Origin of the sequence: Stutzerimonas stutzeri (assembly GCF_009789555.1) — a bacterium.
Taxonomy (GTDB): Bacteria; Pseudomonadota; Gammaproteobacteria; order Pseudomonadales; family Pseudomonadaceae; genus Stutzerimonas; species Stutzerimonas stutzeri_R.
This window is the reverse complement of record NZ_CP046902.1, coordinates 965,904-982,581: the sequence shown is the minus strand read 5'-3', so window position 1 is coordinate 982,581 and position 16,678 is coordinate 965,904. Positions and strand designations below refer to the sequence as shown.

General features: G+C 61.5%; 14 protein-coding genes and 1 tRNA gene. 5 read left to right on the top strand and 10 right to left on the bottom strand.

Translation table 11 applies throughout. The features are described from left to right. Window positions 1-73: 73 nt before the first annotated feature. The 3 genes from GQA94_RS04525 to GQA94_RS04515 are packed head-to-tail and all read right to left on the bottom strand — an operon-like array spanning window position 74 to window position 3,200. Window positions 74-1,981 carry a caspase family protein gene (locus GQA94_RS04525; protein ID WP_158186954.1) on the bottom strand — a complete coding sequence of 636 codons (1,908 nt, stop codon included), beginning with the start codon at window positions 1,979-1,981 and terminating at the stop codon, window positions 74-76. After that, the gene (locus GQA94_RS04520) at window positions 1,978-2,676 is read right to left on the bottom strand and encodes a hypothetical protein (protein ID WP_158186953.1); all 699 of its coding nucleotides are present in this window, start codon (window positions 2,674-2,676) and stop codon (window positions 1,978-1,980) included. Before GQA94_RS04520 ends, GQA94_RS04525 begins: the two co-directional genes overlap by 4 nt. Then, window positions 2,640-3,200 carry a hypothetical protein gene (locus GQA94_RS04515; protein WP_158186952.1) on the bottom strand — a complete coding sequence of 187 codons (561 nt, stop codon included), beginning with the start codon at window positions 3,198-3,200 and terminating at the stop codon, window positions 2,640-2,642. Before GQA94_RS04515 ends, GQA94_RS04520 begins: the two co-directional genes overlap by 37 nt. 409 nt (window positions 3,201-3,609) lie before the next feature. On the opposite strand from GQA94_RS04515, the gene GQA94_RS04510 reads away from it, so the two are divergent. Next, a tRNA-Sec gene (locus tag GQA94_RS04510) sits at window positions 3,610-3,705 on the top strand. Between the two features lie 206 nt (window positions 3,706-3,911). Next, complete coding sequence (gene cfaB, locus GQA94_RS04505) at window positions 3,912-5,093, top strand: C17 cyclopropane fatty acid synthase CfaB (RefSeq protein WP_158186951.1); 1,182 nt, start codon at window positions 3,912-3,914, stop codon at window positions 5,091-5,093. 65 nt (window positions 5,094-5,158) lie between these two features. Here cfaB and GQA94_RS04500 read toward each other — a convergent pair whose 3' ends face one another. Both GQA94_RS04500 and GQA94_RS04495 read right to left on the bottom strand, forming a co-directional pair. Further along, on the bottom strand, window positions 5,159-6,010 hold the full coding sequence (locus GQA94_RS04500; RefSeq protein WP_158186950.1) for a universal stress protein: 852 nt from the start codon (window positions 6,008-6,010) through the stop codon (window positions 5,159-5,161). A 14-nt stretch (window positions 6,011-6,024) separates the two neighbouring features. Next, window positions 6,025-7,512 carry a SulP family inorganic anion transporter gene (locus GQA94_RS04495; RefSeq protein ID WP_158186949.1) on the bottom strand — a complete coding sequence of 496 codons (1,488 nt, stop codon included), beginning with the start codon at window positions 7,510-7,512 and terminating at the stop codon, window positions 6,025-6,027. 375 nt (window positions 7,513-7,887) lie between these two features. On the opposite strand from GQA94_RS04495, the gene GQA94_RS04490 reads away from it, so the two are divergent. Together GQA94_RS04490 and GQA94_RS04485 are read left to right on the top strand one after the other, a co-directional pair. Beyond that, on the top strand, window positions 7,888-9,648 hold the full coding sequence (locus tag GQA94_RS04490; protein ID WP_158186948.1) for a sensor histidine kinase: 1,761 nt from the start codon (window positions 7,888-7,890) through the stop codon (window positions 9,646-9,648). 30 nt (window positions 9,649-9,678) lie between these two features. Then, window positions 9,679-11,034 carry a sigma-54-dependent transcriptional regulator gene (locus tag GQA94_RS04485; protein WP_158186947.1) on the top strand — a complete coding sequence of 452 codons (1,356 nt, stop codon included), beginning with the start codon at window positions 9,679-9,681 and terminating at the stop codon, window positions 11,032-11,034. Window positions 11,035-11,635: 601 nt separating this feature from the next. On the opposite strand, the gene GQA94_RS04480 is transcribed toward GQA94_RS04485, so the two are convergent. From GQA94_RS04480 to GQA94_RS04465, 4 genes are all read right to left on the bottom strand, one after another. Next, window positions 11,636-12,892: an RNA polymerase sigma factor gene (locus GQA94_RS04480; RefSeq protein ID WP_158186946.1), complete on the bottom strand. Its 1,257-nt coding sequence runs from the start codon at window positions 12,890-12,892 to the stop codon at window positions 11,636-11,638. Between the two features lie 31 nt (window positions 12,893-12,923). Continuing rightward, window positions 12,924-13,280 carry a YciI family protein gene (locus GQA94_RS04475; protein ID WP_158186945.1) on the bottom strand — a complete coding sequence of 119 codons (357 nt, stop codon included), beginning with the start codon at window positions 13,278-13,280 and terminating at the stop codon, window positions 12,924-12,926. A gap of 103 nt (window positions 13,281-13,383) precedes the next feature. Continuing rightward, window positions 13,384-13,830 (bottom strand): YybH family protein, encoded by a 447-nt coding sequence (locus GQA94_RS04470; RefSeq protein WP_158186944.1) that lies wholly within the window; start codon window positions 13,828-13,830, stop codon window positions 13,384-13,386. A 70-nt stretch (window positions 13,831-13,900) separates the two neighbouring features. Beyond that, entirely contained in the window at window positions 13,901-14,257 is a 357-nt protein-coding gene (locus tag GQA94_RS04465; RefSeq protein ID WP_158186943.1) for a YciI family protein, read from the bottom strand. 154 nt (window positions 14,258-14,411) lie between these two features. Between GQA94_RS04465 and GQA94_RS04460 the strand changes: the two genes are divergently transcribed. Further along, the gene (locus tag GQA94_RS04460) at window positions 14,412-15,620 is read left to right on the top strand and encodes a lactonase family protein (RefSeq protein ID WP_199270100.1); all 1,209 of its coding nucleotides are present in this window, start codon (window positions 14,412-14,414) and stop codon (window positions 15,618-15,620) included. Between the two features lie 18 nt (window positions 15,621-15,638). Here GQA94_RS04460 and GQA94_RS04455 read toward each other — a convergent pair whose 3' ends face one another. Beyond that, entirely contained in the window at window positions 15,639-16,670 is a 1,032-nt protein-coding gene (locus GQA94_RS04455; protein WP_158186942.1) for a hypothetical protein, read from the bottom strand. Between the last annotated feature and the right edge of the window lie 8 nt (window positions 16,671-16,678).

Here is a 16,678-nt window from a genome sequence, read left to right as displayed (position 1 = left end):
TAGGTGAAAAGCAGGGATCGATTTCGGCCTTTAATGGCCTAATCAAGCTATCAGCTTCGACACTTTATCGACACTACTTAGCCAGCTCGTTTGCCGGGCTACTGGAACCTTTTCCGAGCAGTGCATCGATACAAAACCAAGCGACCCTATCTGGGAATAGCAACGACGAGATGATGGCTAACCGTGCATCAATCAAGGATTGAGGAGCTCCGGCCGAACTTGGCCAGTAACGTTCTAAATCGTCAACCCTAAATACATCATAGCCGATCGCCCATACGTAATTATTCCCGCCGTGCATTACTCTATCGCCAAAGCTTTTGTAGTTACTTGGCAAGTAGGCTAGGAATGAAACCCCATCGAGCTTCCAAAGCGACTCGTCAAATGTTTCGTTTAATTTTAGAGCGGGGGCGACTTTTAGAAGGACGGTGAGCAGCTCAATTGGTCGCTCAATTAGATCATCAAAACCTTCTTGCTGCGGATTGCTTCTAAAGAGCAAATAATTAAGCACTTTATCAGCTGATAAGTCACATCGGCATAATTTCCCCGCGCAATCCGTTATCGACATAAATAACAAGCTCGCGAGCAGTTCCGCTTCATCCATTAGGCCTAGGCTTACAGCCCTTGCGATAACTAAACCCCAATATGGCGCCTGTACGTCGTTGATTGCCAAAACACTGTTAGGGTAATTTTCAAGCACAAATTGCAGCAATCTTGTGAACTGATCCTTCGCCTGACTATTCTGTTCATCGTTTGCGCTGATTAACGTCGAAGCTGCCGACCAGCCCAATATTTTTGAAATCCTGACTGGAAGGTAATATAACTCGGACATCCCAATTCCGCTGGGCGAAAGAATCGCGTACTTGCTAATTTGCAATTCCTCAAACAGGGATTCCGTTGCTTTCATTATCGCGGCGCAACACTGATCCATCAAATCCTGTGTGCGCTGAGCAATCTCTGCATCAGATGTATAGGGAATTAGGCAGGATGCGAGAGCAGCAGATACCTGACAGGGCCTATACATGTCATCTGATTCTTGAGCCCTAACTGAGAATGTCGTGGCAAGGCGATAAATCAAACCACTTAATACAGCCGAATCTTGTTTACATGACTCAAGCAACTCTTTAGTAGCTGAGCTAAATTTTTCTGGCTCCCATTCCGTGTGCAGTGCATTATATAAAGACCACAGATTTTTTTGGGTTAAGCCTGCAGACTCTTCATTAGCCGATGGCCACTCTTGAATCAAGCTCCTTAACGGCGCAGTTGAATCACTTCCATATCTTGGATTTCTGCAGAAACTAGGAGGACCATATAAATTCAATCCCCATACGATCGGGTTTTGGTCAAATTTTGCGAGGTGCACAGAAATGCGCCGACCTATTTCTACCAAATCTAATGCACTATTACTGTCCTGAATAAAATCTTTGCCTTCGATACAGTCTAATATTGCGCTTGTTCCGAATCCCCCGCTTGGAGTCTCACCGGCCGTTTGATCTTTGCCTGCAGTTGCAACTAGAGTTACTGATGGCGTGCCTGCGTCGCCGAGAAGCTCCGGCTTAAGAAGCATACTCAAATCAGTTATTAGCCCGCCACTTTCGCAGGCATCAATAATAATATTTGTCTGGTTAGGCCTCGCTTCATTGAGGCACTTGAAAAGGTCTGCTAGAGATAACGCGGACATCGAAAGGGAGCCACAGCGAGAATCTTTCACTAACATATAGAAACTGCTGGACGACACATGACCATGTCCAGCAAAGAAAAAAGTGAATGCTTCTACATTCGGTGCCGAAAGCAAAGTCTCTTGGATGCACTCTCTAACCTCGTTTATTGTAGGAGATAGGAGCAACCTTGAAGAGGCCATATCGTAATCGCCTACCTCTTCCCGAACTAGGCACTCGAACATTCTTCTGGCATCTCTTTCTGCGCCGTTTAGTGGGCCGACATGCTGGTAAGCGTCACACCCTATCGCAATCAAGACTCTCACTCTGAATCTCCATATCTCAAAAACCGAGCCTTTCTGCTTTCCTCCGCCTCTTGAGCCTTCTTTATTTTTTCAGCTTTAATTGCCTCAATTCTGGCTTCCATATCCGGCGGCATTTCTTTCATTTGCGCGGTAAAAGTTTCAAATGCCTCCGGCCCCATGTGAATCTGAGGAAGACTTACATTTCCATCTTTATCTGCCGTAAACTCGATTGTCTCTAGCATTTTTAAAAAAGCCGCTGATGCCGAGCCCTCGGCCTTCGCATCCACAACATTCCCTGAAAGCTCGCACGAATCGCTTATTGTTGAATACATTGTTTGGGCAAATGACTTACGCATTTGATCCAAAACCGATTCGATTGCTTTCGGAATTACTGAAAGGTCATTATCTATGATCTGTTGATGCTTTATAGAGAATTCAGTTCTGTGCTCACGCATTCCACTTATGAAAGCCTGGGGCGCACCGGGATGAGAAAATTCGCCACCGTGTTTAAGGGACTGCAAGTTTTGCGACGGAATATATTGCCCAACAGAGCGCTTATACAGCGCGTCTAGGAACTTATAAAATGAGCTATGAAATTCCCGGCTCGCCTCTGGCTCATCAAAATAACTTCTTCGCTTCTCTTTACCGTCCAACTCGCCACCCTTAGGTTGACTTACAGTTAATCTCGATAGTTCAGACCAACCCTTGCCCTGCAATTGCGCTCTTCGATACTACCGTCTTTATATGGCCAGCACGCCTGATCCTTCATGCTTCGCTTTTGCCCAACGACAATAACTTCCTTGTTACCTGTTGTTTTTTTACGCTCGATGGGCTGAGGCGGCTCTTGAAAACTTAGTACGTTATCCGCACCGCGAGCCTTATAGTTCTTATCGTTGAATACGGTTCGCTTGGACGGCGACTCAGTCGTAACCGCTAGGGGTTGAGGTGATTGCGGCTGAGGCGTTGCGCCGCTCGCGGCCACTTCCTCTACGAGCCTGTCCCAATCCTTGGTCGCTGCAGGCTCTGCCCGCGTGATCTCTGCCACGGGAGCAGGCTTGGGTTGAATGCGCTTTTCGGCAATGCCCTGCACGGTTCCCTTTAGGAATGCTGAGCCCGCCATCTGTAGAACTACTAGCGTGATAATCGTGCCGATCAGGCCGGGGATCAGCTTCGCTAGCCTGCGGCTTTTGCGTGGCCGCCTTGTGATGTACTCCGGGGCGTCGTTGCAATCAGCCTTCATTTCGTCCTTTCCATGTCGTTCGGGCGTACCAGCGCCTAGTCACTTCCGTTGTGATCGCTATCCCGCGCTCTGACTGGGCATGTTTCGGTTGGCCTCGTCGTAATCAGCGCTTCCGTGTGTATATTCCGAGTCGACTCAGTCGCCAGGGAGTCGCAAGCGCGTGAATTACAGGAGCAATGTTACGTAGGGGCAGATTTAAACAGCGACATAGTGCAGCAAGCGATAGGGACATGGAAGCAATCAACCACCGCAAAACCGCCCGAAAAATTTGGTGACCATCGTCACCCGCCACGGCAATGCGTTACGCTACTCGGCGTGTATGGATTGCGGTCTGGCAGAATTTCGACACTTCTTCAACGCTCCCCTGTCAGAGCATCAGCAATATACAAAACTCCTTGTAGATCAATAAGGAAGGCAATCGCACCCGGTGGTGCGGCCGGGCTTCAAACCCGGTTGGGGGCGGCAGCCGTTCCCGGGTGGGTTCGACTCCCACTGCCTTCCGCCATTATTCGTCACCCGTTTCGATAACCTTTCTGTCTACGAACCCTGCCCAGCGGGGGCGCAGCCGTTGGCGGCTGGCGGACAGGTAGGCCGTTGTTTGAGCGTTGATCCCAGCTGATCAGGCCGATAGGGAAAAACTATCTTTCGCGGTCTGCAAACGCGAATTCTTGGTCTAGCCTTTCCAGCATGCGTGACGAAGGAGAAACGAGCATGTTGGCCACCTTGCTTCCAGCCCTGCGAGATCTGGAATTGCCGTTGCGCCTCAAGCTATGGGACGGCAAGGCCATCGACATCGGGCCCTCGCCCAGCGTGACGCTGGAGATCAGGGACCCCGGTCTGATTCCGCAGTTGGCCCACCCCAGCCTTGCCTTGCTGGGCGGCGCTTATGTCGAGGGCAAGGTCGATCTGCACGGCCCGCTTGAAGAGGTGATCCGTATCGGTGACGAGATCACCCGTGCGCTGGGTGAGGCGCATTCGGCGCTGCCGGTTCGCCAGGCGCATGACAAGGCCACCGACGCCGAGGCGATTTCCTATCACTACGACCTGTCCAATGACTTCTATCAGCTGTGGCTCGACCGCGACATGGTTTATTCCTGCGCGTATTTCGAGACCGGAACGGAGGACCTGGACGAGGCCCAGCAGGCGAAGTTGCGACATCTGTGCCGCAAGCTACGGTTGAAACCCGGCGATCGCCTGCTCGATGTCGGCTGCGGCTGGGGTGGGCTGGCGCGTTTCGCGGCGCGTGAATATGGCGCCGAAGTGTTCGGCATCACGCTGAGCGCCGAGCAGCTGAAGCTGGGGCGCGAGCGTGTCGCCGCCGAGGGGCTGCAAGACCGGGTCCGGCTGGAGCTTATGGATTATCGCGATCTGCCCAGGGACGGCCAGTTCGACAAAGTGGTCAGTGTCGGTATGTTCGAGCACGTCGGGCATGCGAATCTGCCGCTGTACTGCCAACAGCTGTCGGATGTGGTGCGGCCCGGCGGGTTGGTGCTCAACCATGGCATCACGTCGCGGTATATCGATGGCCGGCCGGTGGCGCATGGCGCGGGCGAGTTCATCGACCGTTATGTCTTTCCCCATGGTGAACTGCCGCATCTGGTGAAGATCGGCGCCTGCATCAGCGAATCGGGGCTGGAGATCGTCGACGTGGAAAGCCTGCGCCTGCATTACGCGCGCACGCTGCAATTCTGGAGTGAGCGCCTGGAGGCGAATCTGGATGTGGCCCAGCAACTGATCCCGGAGCGGGCGTTGCGTATCTGGCGGGTTTATCTGGCGGGCTGCGCCTATGGCTTTCGCCGTAACTGGATCAACCTGCACCAGATTCTGGCGAGCAAGCCGCTGCCCGATGGCGCCCACGAATTGCCCTGGTCACGGGCCGACATCTACCGCTAGCGGCCTGAGACGGGTCCGGAGCCGCCTCGCGCCGCCGAGCCATGACCCTGCGGGTCGGGCGTCATTCAGCGCAGCAACAGCAGCGGTGTGGTGGCCGAGCGAATCATGCTGGTGGTGGTGCTGCCGACCAGAAATTGGCGAATCCGCGAGTGCCCGTAAGCGCCCATGACCAGCAGGTCGATGCCCTGCTCGGCCTGGTAGGCGTGCAGGGTGGCCTCCACTTCGCCGGAACGGATCGCGGTCTGCGCGTCGAAACCGGCGGCCGTCAGGGTGTCGCGTGCCGAGTCGAGCAGTGCGCGGCTGTCTGCGCTGTCATCGCCGACCATCACCAGATGTACGGGAACGCCTCTGAGCAGTGGGCTGGAGGCGATCATCTCGACGCCCTTGCGGGTGGTGGCGCTGCCGTCGAAGGCCAGCATGATCCGTGTCGGCGCGCTGAAACTCGCCGGTGTGACCAGGATGGGCCGGTGCAGCGTGCGAATCACGCTTTCCAGCTGGCTGCCGATCAGGTGAAGGTCGGTGCCGCTGTCCTCGCCCTGCTTGCCGAGCACCAGCAGGCGAATGTCCGCCTCCAGCTCACGCACGACTTCCACCAGATCGCCATGGCGCTGGCGCACGTCCGGCTGCGCCACGCCCGCGGTGATGACCCGCTGCCGCGCGGCATCGAGCATCATCCGGCCTTCTTCGAGCGCCAGCTTGCTGCGCTTCTCGTCCAGCGCGGCCAGCTCCTCCAGCAAATACTCGCGACTGCCGAGGCCGATGATGCCGCTGAGATTGCCGGTCGCCGGGTACTGCTGCTGATCGAGTACGTGCAGCAGGGTCAACGGGGCATCGAGCCGCTGGCTGGCCCAGGCGGCGCAATCGCAGACGGCCGCCGCCGAAGGGGAACCGTCGATGCAAGCCATTACGTGGTTCATATCCGTCCTCCTGATCAATGGCTCATGAGCGAGTCGGTGCCATCGGGTTTATCGTGCACCCCGAAGCGGTCGACAATCGTCGCGCTGGCTTCGTTCAGGCCCAGCACCTGGACTACGGTGCCCTCGCGGCGGAACTTGAGCACCACCTTGTCCAGCGCGGAGACCGCCGTGATGTCCCAGAGATGCGCGTGGCTGAGGTCGATGGTAATCCGGGCGATGGCTTCCTTGAAGTCGAAGGCGGCGCTGAACTTGTCCGAGGAACTGAAGAAGACCTGCCCCACCACCCGATAGGTGCGCTGGTTGCCGTCGCTGTCCAGCTGCGAATCGATGTGCAGGTAATGCCCGACCTTGTTGGCAAAGAACATCGCGGCCAGCAGCACGCCAGCCAGCACACCATACGCGAGGTTGTGGGTCAGTACGACGACGGTCACGGTCACCACCATGACGATGTTGGTCGAGAGCGGGTAGCGCCGGAGGTTGCGCAGCGAATCCCAGCTGAAGGTGCCGATGGACACCATGATCATCACCGCCACCAGCGCCGCCATGGGTATCCGGCTGACCCAGTCGCTGAGAAACACGACCAGCAGCAACAGCACCACACCGGCTATCAGGGTCGACAGACGGGTACGGCCACCCGATTTCACATTGATCACCGACTGGCCGATCATCGCGCAGCCCGCCATGCCACCGAACAGGCCGGAGACGATGTTGGCGACGCCCTGGCCCTTGCACTCGCGGTTCTTGTCGCTGCCGGTGTCGGTGAGTTCGTCGACGATGGTGGCGGTCATCAGTGATTCCAGCAGCCCCACCACCGCCAGCGCGGCGGAATACGGGAAGATGATCGCCAGGGTTTCGAAGGTCAGCGGCACCTGCGGCCAGAGGAAGACCGGCAGCGTATCGGGCAGGTCGCCCATGTCGCCGACGGTGCGGATGTCCAGGCCCAGGTACATCGCCACGGCGGTAAGGCTGAGGATGCACACCAGCGGCGACGGAATGATCCGTCCGATCCTCGGCACATAGGGAAACAGGTAGATGATGCCCAGGCCCGCGGCGGTCATCGCGTAGACATGCCAGGTGACGTCGGTCAGCTCAGGCAACTGCGCCATGAAGATGAGAATCGCCAGTGCGTTGACGAAGCCGGTGACCACCGAGCGCGAGACGAACCGCATCAGCGAACCAAGCCGCAGGTAGCCGGCGCCGATCTGCAACACGCCGCACAGCAGGGTCGCCGCCAGCAGGTATTGCAAGCCATGGTCGCGAACCAGCGTCACCATCAGAAGTGCCATGGCGCCGGTCGCCGCCGAGATCATGCCTGGGCGACCGCCCACAAAGGCGATTACCACCGCGATGCAGAAGGAGGCGTACAGGCCGACCCGCGGATCGACCCCGGCGATGATCGAAAAGGCGATCGCCTCGGGGATCAGGGCCAGGGCGACGACGAGCCCGGACAGCACGTCGCCGCGCAGGTTGTAGAACCAGTTTTGTTTGATCGAGTGGAGCATCGGACCATCCAGAGCAAAGGCACCGCCGCCAGGCTGCGTTGAGGTGGGCAGGCTGAAGCGAGACCTGTTTTCACGTTCGAGTATGGGTGCAAACTCGCGCACGATGCGCGGCGCACGGCAGACCGCGACCGCTCCCATGACAGGCGGTCACGATCAGGCGAAGGGGGCGTTGCGCTATGGCGGACCAGGCAGCCAGGTCATGGAATTTGATCATCTCTGTCGAGGCTTCGACGGACCTGCGCCGTCGAAAGGGCGACAAGGATACTCAAATCGACCCGGCGTCGCGACCCGCGACCTCCCGGATGCCCCACGACGTGGCAAAACACCGCACCCGCGCTTTGGCTTACTATGCAGGGTCCCCACAGCGAGCCCGTCATGCCTGTTCTTTCCAGCCGCTTGCGCGTCATTCTCATCGTCCTGCTGATCCTCCTCGGGCTGTTGCTGAGCATTCACTGGGCCGGCCAGCTCGCCGAGCGCCGCGCCTGGGCCGAACGCAGCCAGGAAGCACGGGGGCAACTGGAGTTGTACGCGCAGGCGATCCATACCCAGGTCGAACGCTTCCGTTCGGTGCCGGCCTTGCTGGCCCTGGACAGTGACATCCTCGGGCTGCTCGGCAATCCCGACGACCAGGCGCTGCGCGAACAGTTGAACCAGCGGTTGGAGCAGCAGAACCAGGCGGCAGGTTCATCCGTGCTCTACCTGCTCGATCGCAACGGCGAGACCCTTGCGGCGAGCAATTGGCGCGAATGGACCAGCTTCGTCGGCAACAACTACTCTTTCCGCCCTTACTTTCTTGATGCGTTGGCGAACGACTCCGGCCGCTATTTCGCGGTCGGGGTGACCACCGGCATCCCCGGCTATTTCCTGTCCAGTTCGGTGAAGAATGGCGACGGCGAGGTGGTCGGCGTGCTGGTGGTCAAGCTCGAACTCGAAGACATGCAACGCGACTGGGTCGGGCAGTCGGGCATCCTGCTGGTGGCCGACTCGCTGGACATCGTCATCCTCACCAACCGTCCCGCCTGGCGTTTCCGCTACCTGCGTCCGCTCAGCGAGACGGTGCGCAATCAACTGGTCGCCGCGCGCCGCTACGCCGAGCAGAACCTGCAACCGCTGTCGAGCCACAGCCTGCAGCGGATCGCGGAGGACAGCGAGCGGCGCCAGGTGGATGGCCCCGACGGGCGTCGCAACTACCTCTGGCAGCGCCTGCAATTGCCCGAAGAAAACTGGACGCTGCATCTGTTGCAGGAGCCGCAGCTGATTGCCGCCAATGTGCGCAGCTATCGTCTGGCCGCCGCCGGTGTCTGGATGACCCTGGCGTTCCTGCTGCTCTACCTGGCCCAGCGACGCAAGACGCGCCGCGTCGAGCAGCGCAGCCGCAGCGAGCTGGAGCGGCTCGTGGAGGCTCGTACCCGTGAACTGCACACCGCCCAGGACGAGCTGGTGCACGCTGCGCGCATGGCCGCGCTGGGGCAGATGTCCGCCGCGCTCGCCCATGAAATCAACCAGCCGCTGACGGCCCTGCGCATGCAGCTGGCCAGCCAGCGGTTACTGCTCGACAACGGTCGCACCGAGGCCGTGCGAGAAGGTCTCTCCCAGGTCGAGGGCCTGCTCGAGCGCATGGCCGCGCTGACCGGCCATCTGAAGACGTTCGCCCGCAAAAGCCCTGCCGGCCTTCGCCAGCGGTTGAGTCTGGCCGAGGTGCTGGACCAAGCGCTGCAGTTGCTCGGTCCGCGCATTCGCGGCGACGAGGTCGAGGTGCTGCGCCAGGTGCCCGCCGACGCCTGGGTCAACGGGGACGCCATTCGCCTGGAACAGGTCCTGATCAACCTGCTGACCAATGCACTCGATGCCATGCACGAAAGCGAGGTCCGTCAGCTGCGCATCGACTGCACGCGTGACCGCGATGGCTGGACGCTGAGTGTCGCCGACAGCGGCGGCGGCGTTGCCAGCGAGCATCTGGATCAGGTGTTCGAGCCCTTCTTCACCACCAAGCCGGTCGGCCGGGGGCTGGGCTTGGGACTCGCCGTGTCCTACGGCATCGTGCGCGATCTTGGCGGTAATCTGGACGTGCACAACGATGCGCTCGGCGCGGTTTTCGTACTGCATCTGCCGGCAGCCGAACAGACGCTCGCCTAGTAGACTGGCGACTCGCAGGAGGAGTGGGACATGAGCGGTCAGGTCATCTTCATCGACGACGAAGCGGCGATACGCCAGGCAGTGCAGCAGTGGCTGGAGCTGTCCGGCTTCACGGTGCGCACCTGCGCCAGCGCTCAGCAGGCGCTGGCATCGATCAACCGGGACTTCCCCGGCGTACTGATCAGCGACGTGCGCATGCCCGACCTCGACGGCCTCGGCCTGCTGGAGCGACTGGTGGCGCTGGACCCCGAGCTGCCGGTGATCATGGTGACCGGCCATGGCGACGTGCCCATGGCCGTGCAGGCGCTGCGCCAAGGCGCCTATGACTTCATCGAAAAACCCTTCACGCCGGAGCGCCTGCTCGACAGCGTGCGTCGCGCGCAGGACAAGCGCCGGCTGGTCTGCGAGAACCGTCAGCTGCGCGAGCAGTTCACCCGCAAGGGGCGTATCGAGTCGATGCTGCTCGGCGTCTCGCGCACCATGGAAAACCTTCGTCGCCAGGTACTGGAACTGGCCGGCACCAACGTCAACGTCCTGATCCGCGGCGACACCGGCAGCGGCAAGGAGCAGGTCGCCCGTTGCCTGCACGACTTCAGTCCCCGAGCACGCAACCCGTTCGTGGCGCTCAATTGCGCGGCCATTCCTGAAACCATCTTCGAAAGCGAGCTGTTCGGGCACGAAAGCGGCGCCTTCACCGGCGCGCAGGGCAAGCGCATCGGCCGCATCGAGCATGCCCACGGCGGCACCCTGTTCCTCGACGAGATCGAAAGCATGCCGCTGGCCCAGCAGGTCAAGCTGCTGCGCGTGTTGCAGGAAAAAACCCTGGAGCGGCTTGGCTCCAACCGCAGCATCGAGGTCGACCTGCGGGTCATCAGCGCCGCCAAGCCGGACCTGCTCGAAGAAGTGCGCGGCGGGCGATTCCGCGAAGACCTGCTGTACCGCCTCAACGTCGCCGAACTGCACATCCCCCCGCTGCGCGACCGACGCGAAGACATTCCGCTGCTGTTCGAGCATTTCGCCAGCCAGGCCGCGCAACGCCATGGCCGTGACCCGGCACCCGCCAGCCCGGCAGAGCTTGCGCAATTGCTCAGCCACGACTGGCCAGGCAATGTGCGCGAACTGATCAATGCCGCCGAACGCCATGCCCTGGGGCTGACACCGCCACCCACCGGCATCACCACCAGCGCGAGGCCCGGCACCTCGCTGGCCGAACAGATGGAAGCCTTCGAGTCGCAGTGCCTGCACAGCGCGCTGCAGCAGCACAAAGGCAATATCACCGAGGTGATGAATCAGCTTCAGCTGCCGCGCCGCACCCTCAACGAGAAAATGCAGCGCCACGGATTGAGCCGCAGCGACTACCTGCCATCAGGCAGCCACGACGGCTGAGCGGCGCAGCGGCTCCAGCCCTGTTCGCCGCGGGGCGCGCCTCCCACAAAAAAAAGGCCGATACAGGTCACCGGATGCGTTTGCCAAGGCGGTCGCGGCGCGCATCACGGTGCGCCTCTGCGATCAGCCCCACCGCTGTGTGGGAGGCCCGCCCTCGGGGCGATGCGTTTGGATGGCCCAGCCGGGCGTCCCTCTTTCGGGGTGAAGTTTGCGAACTGCGGCAGCCGGCAGCCCATCGGCGTAGTTCCCGAGCGTACGCGCCCCAGCCCTGTTCGCCGCGGGGCGCGCCTCCCACAAAAAAAGGCCGATACAGGTTACCGGAGGCGTTTGCCAGGACGGTCGCGGCGCGCATCACCGTGTGCCTCTGCGATCAGCCCACCGCTGTGTGGGAGGCCCGCCCTCGGGGCGATGCGTTTGGATGGCCCAGCCGCGCATCCCTCTTTCGGGGTGAAGTTTTGCGACTGCGGCAGCCGGCAGGCATTGGCTGAAGCTCCCGAGTGTGCGCGACCCAGCCTGTTCGCCGCGGGGCGCGCCTCCCACAAAATAGGCCCGAGATGCGTTTGCCAGGCGGTCGCGGCGCGCATCACCGACCCGTGGTTGGCTATCGCGGTTTTTCGGGCTCCAGCTCATCCAGCCGTTGCTGCAGGAAGCGCCGTTCTGGCTCCAGCTGTGCCAGTTGCAGGGCGCTGTGGTAGGCCGCTCGCGCTTCGTCCAGGCGACCGAGGCGGCGGCAGAAATCGGCACGGGCCGAGTGCAGCAAGTGGTAATCGTGCAGTTGCCCTCGCGCCAACAGGTCGTCGATCAGCAGCAGGCCGGCCTCCGGACCGTCACGCATGGCAACCGCGACCGCGCGGTTCAGTTCGATGACCGGTGAAGGGCTGACCCGCAGCAATACGTCGTAGAGGCCGACGATCTGCGCCCAGTCGGTCTGCGCCGCGCTGGGCGCCTCGGCATGCACGGCGACGATCGCGGCCTGCAAGGTATAGGGACCGAAACGCCGCGACGCCAGGGCACGCTGCACCCACGCCGAACCTTCCTCGATCTGCGCGCGGTCCCAGAGGCTGCGATCCTGCTCATCGAGCCGTACCAGCTGGCCCGCGCCATCGGTGCGCGCCGCCCGGCGCGAGTCATGGAGTAGCATCAGTGCCAGCAGCCCCATCAATTCCGGGTCCGGTAGCAGATCGAGCAGCAGACGGCCCAGCCGGATCGCCTCGGCGCTCAGCGTAGCGCGGGTCAGCTCGGCGCCGCTGGAGGCTGAATAGCCCTCGTTGAATACCAGATAGATGACTCGCAGCACGTTATCCAGGCGCGCCGGCAATTCGTCACGCGAGGGCACGCGGTAGGGAATGCCCGCCTCTCGGATCTTCTGCTTGGCCCGTACGATGCGCTGGGCGATGGTGCTCGGCGATGCGAGAAAGGCGCGGGCTATTTCCTCGGTCTTCAGATCGCACACTTCGCGCAGGGTGAGCGCCACCTGCGCATCGGACGGCAACGCGGGGTGACAGCAGGTAAAGACCAGCCGCAGGCGGTCGTCCTCCAGCGTGTCGTGGTCCCAGTCCGGCTCATCGTGGCTGTCCAGTTGATCGGCCAGCAGGTTCAGCGAGGCATTGAAGCGTGCCCGCCGGCGCAACCCGTCGATGGCTTTGAAGCGCCCGGCCGAAACCAGCCAGGCGCGCGGATTGGCCGGTATGCCGTCACGCGGCCATTGCTGCAGCGCAGCGAAAAAGGCGTCATGCAACGCCTCCTCGGCCAGATCGAAATCACCCAGCAGGCGAATGAGAGTCGCCAGCACCCGCCGCGATTCATTGCGGTATATGGCCTCGATACTCGCCTGGCCCGTGGCTTCGCTGTTCGGCATGGCTGTCACGCAGGCACACCCCGGGCGCCGATCAGCGTTCGGGGAGCTGGCGCAGCGGACGGACCTCGATGCTACCCAGCGCCGCTGGGGGGATTTTCGCCGCCAGCTGCACCGCTTCATCGAAATCCGCCGCTTCCAGCAGGTAGAAGCCGGCGAGCTGTTCGCGGGTTTCGGCGAAGGGACCGTCGACCACCGAAACCGCGCCTTCGCGGACCCGCACGGTCTTGGCGGTGCGCACCGATTGCAGCGGCTCGCCGGCGACGAAATGCCCGCTTTCACGCAGGCGCTCGCTATTGGCAAGGCACTGGTCGACCAGCGCGGCCCACTGTTCATCGGTCATGGCGTCTACGTGGCGTTCGTCGTAATAGACGAGGCAAAGGTATTTCATGCTGTTCTCCGGCGCCCATGCAGACCAACAACATTAGCAGCTGGCAGCCAAAGCACGAGGACTCGATGGCGTACCCGCTGCGCCAACGGCGACGGTGTGCCGCTCAAGGCTCCAGGCCAAAGCAAACCTGGCCGCTGGCCATATCGAACGGCATCGAAAAGTGCTCGTGTACCACTTTCCAGTCGCCGCCCTGCAGCCGCCAGCAACGCGTGCCGCGCATCCAGGCCGTCTGCATCTCGCCCTTCTCGTTGGCACCGCCGCAATGGCTCAGCGAATGGCTGAAGGCGAGATCGCCGCTGGCCGTGATGCTGACCTCTCGGGTCTCGAAGAAACCGTCGCCCTGGCAAAAGTCGAAGCAGCGCTGCCAGTGGGCGCGATAGGCGTCGATGCCCTTGAACTGCAATTCGCCGACCGCGTCGTAGGCCACCACCTCCGGCGCGTACTGGGACATGATGCGGTCCAGATCCTTGACCCCGACCGCCTGTTCGAATTCGGCCATCAGCTCTCTGATGCGGGTTTCACCGCTGCGGGTATCGCTTGCTGTGTTCATGTTCGTTTTCCTCGTGGATCGGGTTGGGGGTGCTGTGAGAAAGCCGGCGCGCGACGGCGCGAGCGGCGGATCAAGGAGGCGCGCGCGAATGCAGCGCTCGTACTTCCGCGCAACCCAGACGTACAGGCGGGATGCGCGAAGCCAGCAGGATGGCGTCGTTGAGATCGGACGCCTCGAACAGGTAGATGGCGGTGGGCTGCTCGCGACCGGCGGCGACCGGGCCGTCGTGCAGCCAGACGCGATCCCCTTGCAGGCGAAGCGTGGTAGCGCTGAGCGCCGATTGCAGCGCTTCGCCGACAATCAGCCGCCCGCTGCGATACAGGCATTCGCGGTAATCGCGACATTCGGCGTCCAGGGCCGCGCGGGCTGCGGCGGACATCCCCGTCAGCGCCGTCTCGTCCAGATAAACCAGGCATAGATAACGCATCGCCTCACCCTCGCCGGTGCGTGTCGTTACCGATTAGTCGTCCGGCGAAAAAGAAAATCGACAAGACAGTGCCTTCGCCGGCAAATTTTTTTGCGGTGGCGCGCTCAAACCGAATCTGGGGACTTCCAATCATTCAGCGATACAGGAGCGACCCATGCGTGGTTCACCGCGTGGTCCATCTTCCATCCGCCTCGGCGTCGCCGCGGCACTACTGGCTTTCAGCCTCACCGGAGCGGCAGCACCCATGTACCCGTTACTGATCGGCACCTATACCACCGGACACAGCGGCGAGCAGGGCAGCGAGGGCATCTACCGGATGCAGTTCGACGCCGGGCGCGGTTATATCGAGCCCCAGCCGCTGCAAGTGGTGCGCACCCAGAATCCGTCGTGGCTGACGCTGGATCTGAACCGTAACCGGCTCTATGCGACGAACGAGAACGGGCCGGGACAGCCCGATCCGGTGGGCCGCGTGAGCGCCTTCATCATGGCCCCCGGCAGTGGCCAGCTGTCGCCGCTGGCCCAGCAAAGCACACTCGGCGACGAGCCCACGCACCTGAGCCAGAGCCGAGACGGGCGCTATCTGTTCGTGTCCAACTATGGCTCGAATGCCAACCCTGGCGGCAGCCTGGCGGTGATCCCGACGGCGATGGACGGCACGCTCACGCCGGTGACCCAGATCGCCACGCACAAGGCCAGCGAGAAGCATCCGCAGCGCCAGCAGTCGGCGCATGTGCACTCGGCGGTAATGTCACCGGACGGCAAGATGCTGCTGGTCAGCGATCTGGGCGCCGACAGGATTTTCATCTACCGCTACGACCCGGCCAACGCCGAGCGTCCGCTGTCGCCGGCCGATCCGGCTTTCGTCAGCCTGCCGGAAGGCAGTGGCCCGCGTCACCTGGTGTTCAGCCCGGACGGCAGCCAGGCCTATGCCACGCTGGAACTGAGCGCTCAGGTGGCACGTTTCGACCATGTCGACGGCACCCTGGTGCAGCGCCAGCTGATAGACATGGCGGCCGGCGGCGACCCGAGCCTGCATTCGCCAGGCGCGATCCATCCGTCCGCCGACGGCCGCTTCCTCTACGTCAGCGATCGTGCCGAGACGAACCGCATCATGGTTTACGCCATCGAGCAAACCGGCAGCCTGCGCGAGATTCAGCAGCGCGCCAGCGAAGGCCGCGAGCCGAGGGAGTTCGCCATCGATCCGAGCGGGCGATTCATGCTGGTCGCCAATCAGAAGAGCAACGCGCTGGTGGTGCTGCAGCGCGACCCGGACAGCGGCCTGCTGGGCGACACCGTGCAAACGCTGCCGATCGGACAGCCTTCGGATGTGAAGTTCATCGACCGTACGACCGCCACGCCGTGACCGGTGCAGGCGGCCCGTTCAGGACAGCAGGCTGACCACCGTGAAGCGGCTGATGGTGGCCTGGGCAACCACCGTCTGGGTGACGGCGGCGTAGCTGGAAGGGCTGCGCTGCATGAGGTTGAAGACCGAGCGGGAGAAGTCCATCGCCCATTGGGTTTCGTCGGCGTGTGCCTGACGCGCCAGGAACTCGCGAATTTCCTGTTGCCGGTTGCTCAACTGCTCCCGCAGCGCGGTGACCTTGTCCAGCCCGGCGACCACCGAGTCGAGCAGACGCCGCAATTCGCGAAAGGAATCGAGTTGCAGTTCCCGGGGGAAACTCAGCAGTTGCTCCTCCTGGCTCTGCACCCGCACGTACTTGCCCTTGTCGAACAGTTTGCCCTCGCCCTGCACCGCCAACTGGTCCTTCAGCTTCTGCCAGTCACCTTCGCGTGCGGAAAATTTCAGTTCGCCATTCGGGTCCAGCTCGGCCCGAATGCCGGCCTGGCCCAGGCTACCGTTGAAACGCCGCAGGATCTGCTCGTCGGTCATGGCGTCGTCGAGCACCACGGCCACCGGCTCGGCCAGTTGACGTCCCCCGCTGAACAGCAGCGTCTCGCGACCGGATTGGCGAATCGTTTCCAGCGATTCCAGCCCTTGCAGGCTGAAACGGCTGCGAACCGGCTCGGTCAGGCGCAACCTGAGGTTGGCGTCCAATGAGCTGCCGGATCGCTTGCTGCGTTCCTTGAGCAGATCGTCGACCTGCTGCACCGCTTGCTGGATGCTCTCGCGACCATTGGGTTGCGGCGTGCTGATCTGCCGGCTGAGGTCGAGCTTGAGTTGCGACAGACGCGTTTGCAGGTCGCCCAGGTAACTGTCGGCCGACTGCATGGAGGACAGCTGCTGGTTGAGTTGCAGGCTGAAGCTGGTGCTTTTGCTGGTGGTCGTCTCGGCATGCGGCGGGTCGCTGGGCACACCGGCGCGCAGCGGCGCCGGCGCATCGCGCAGCAGTGCCTCGCGACGCTCCTGCGGGTTGATTGCGGAAACAGCGGGGAGCTGCTTGCCAATCTTCATTCACGCTA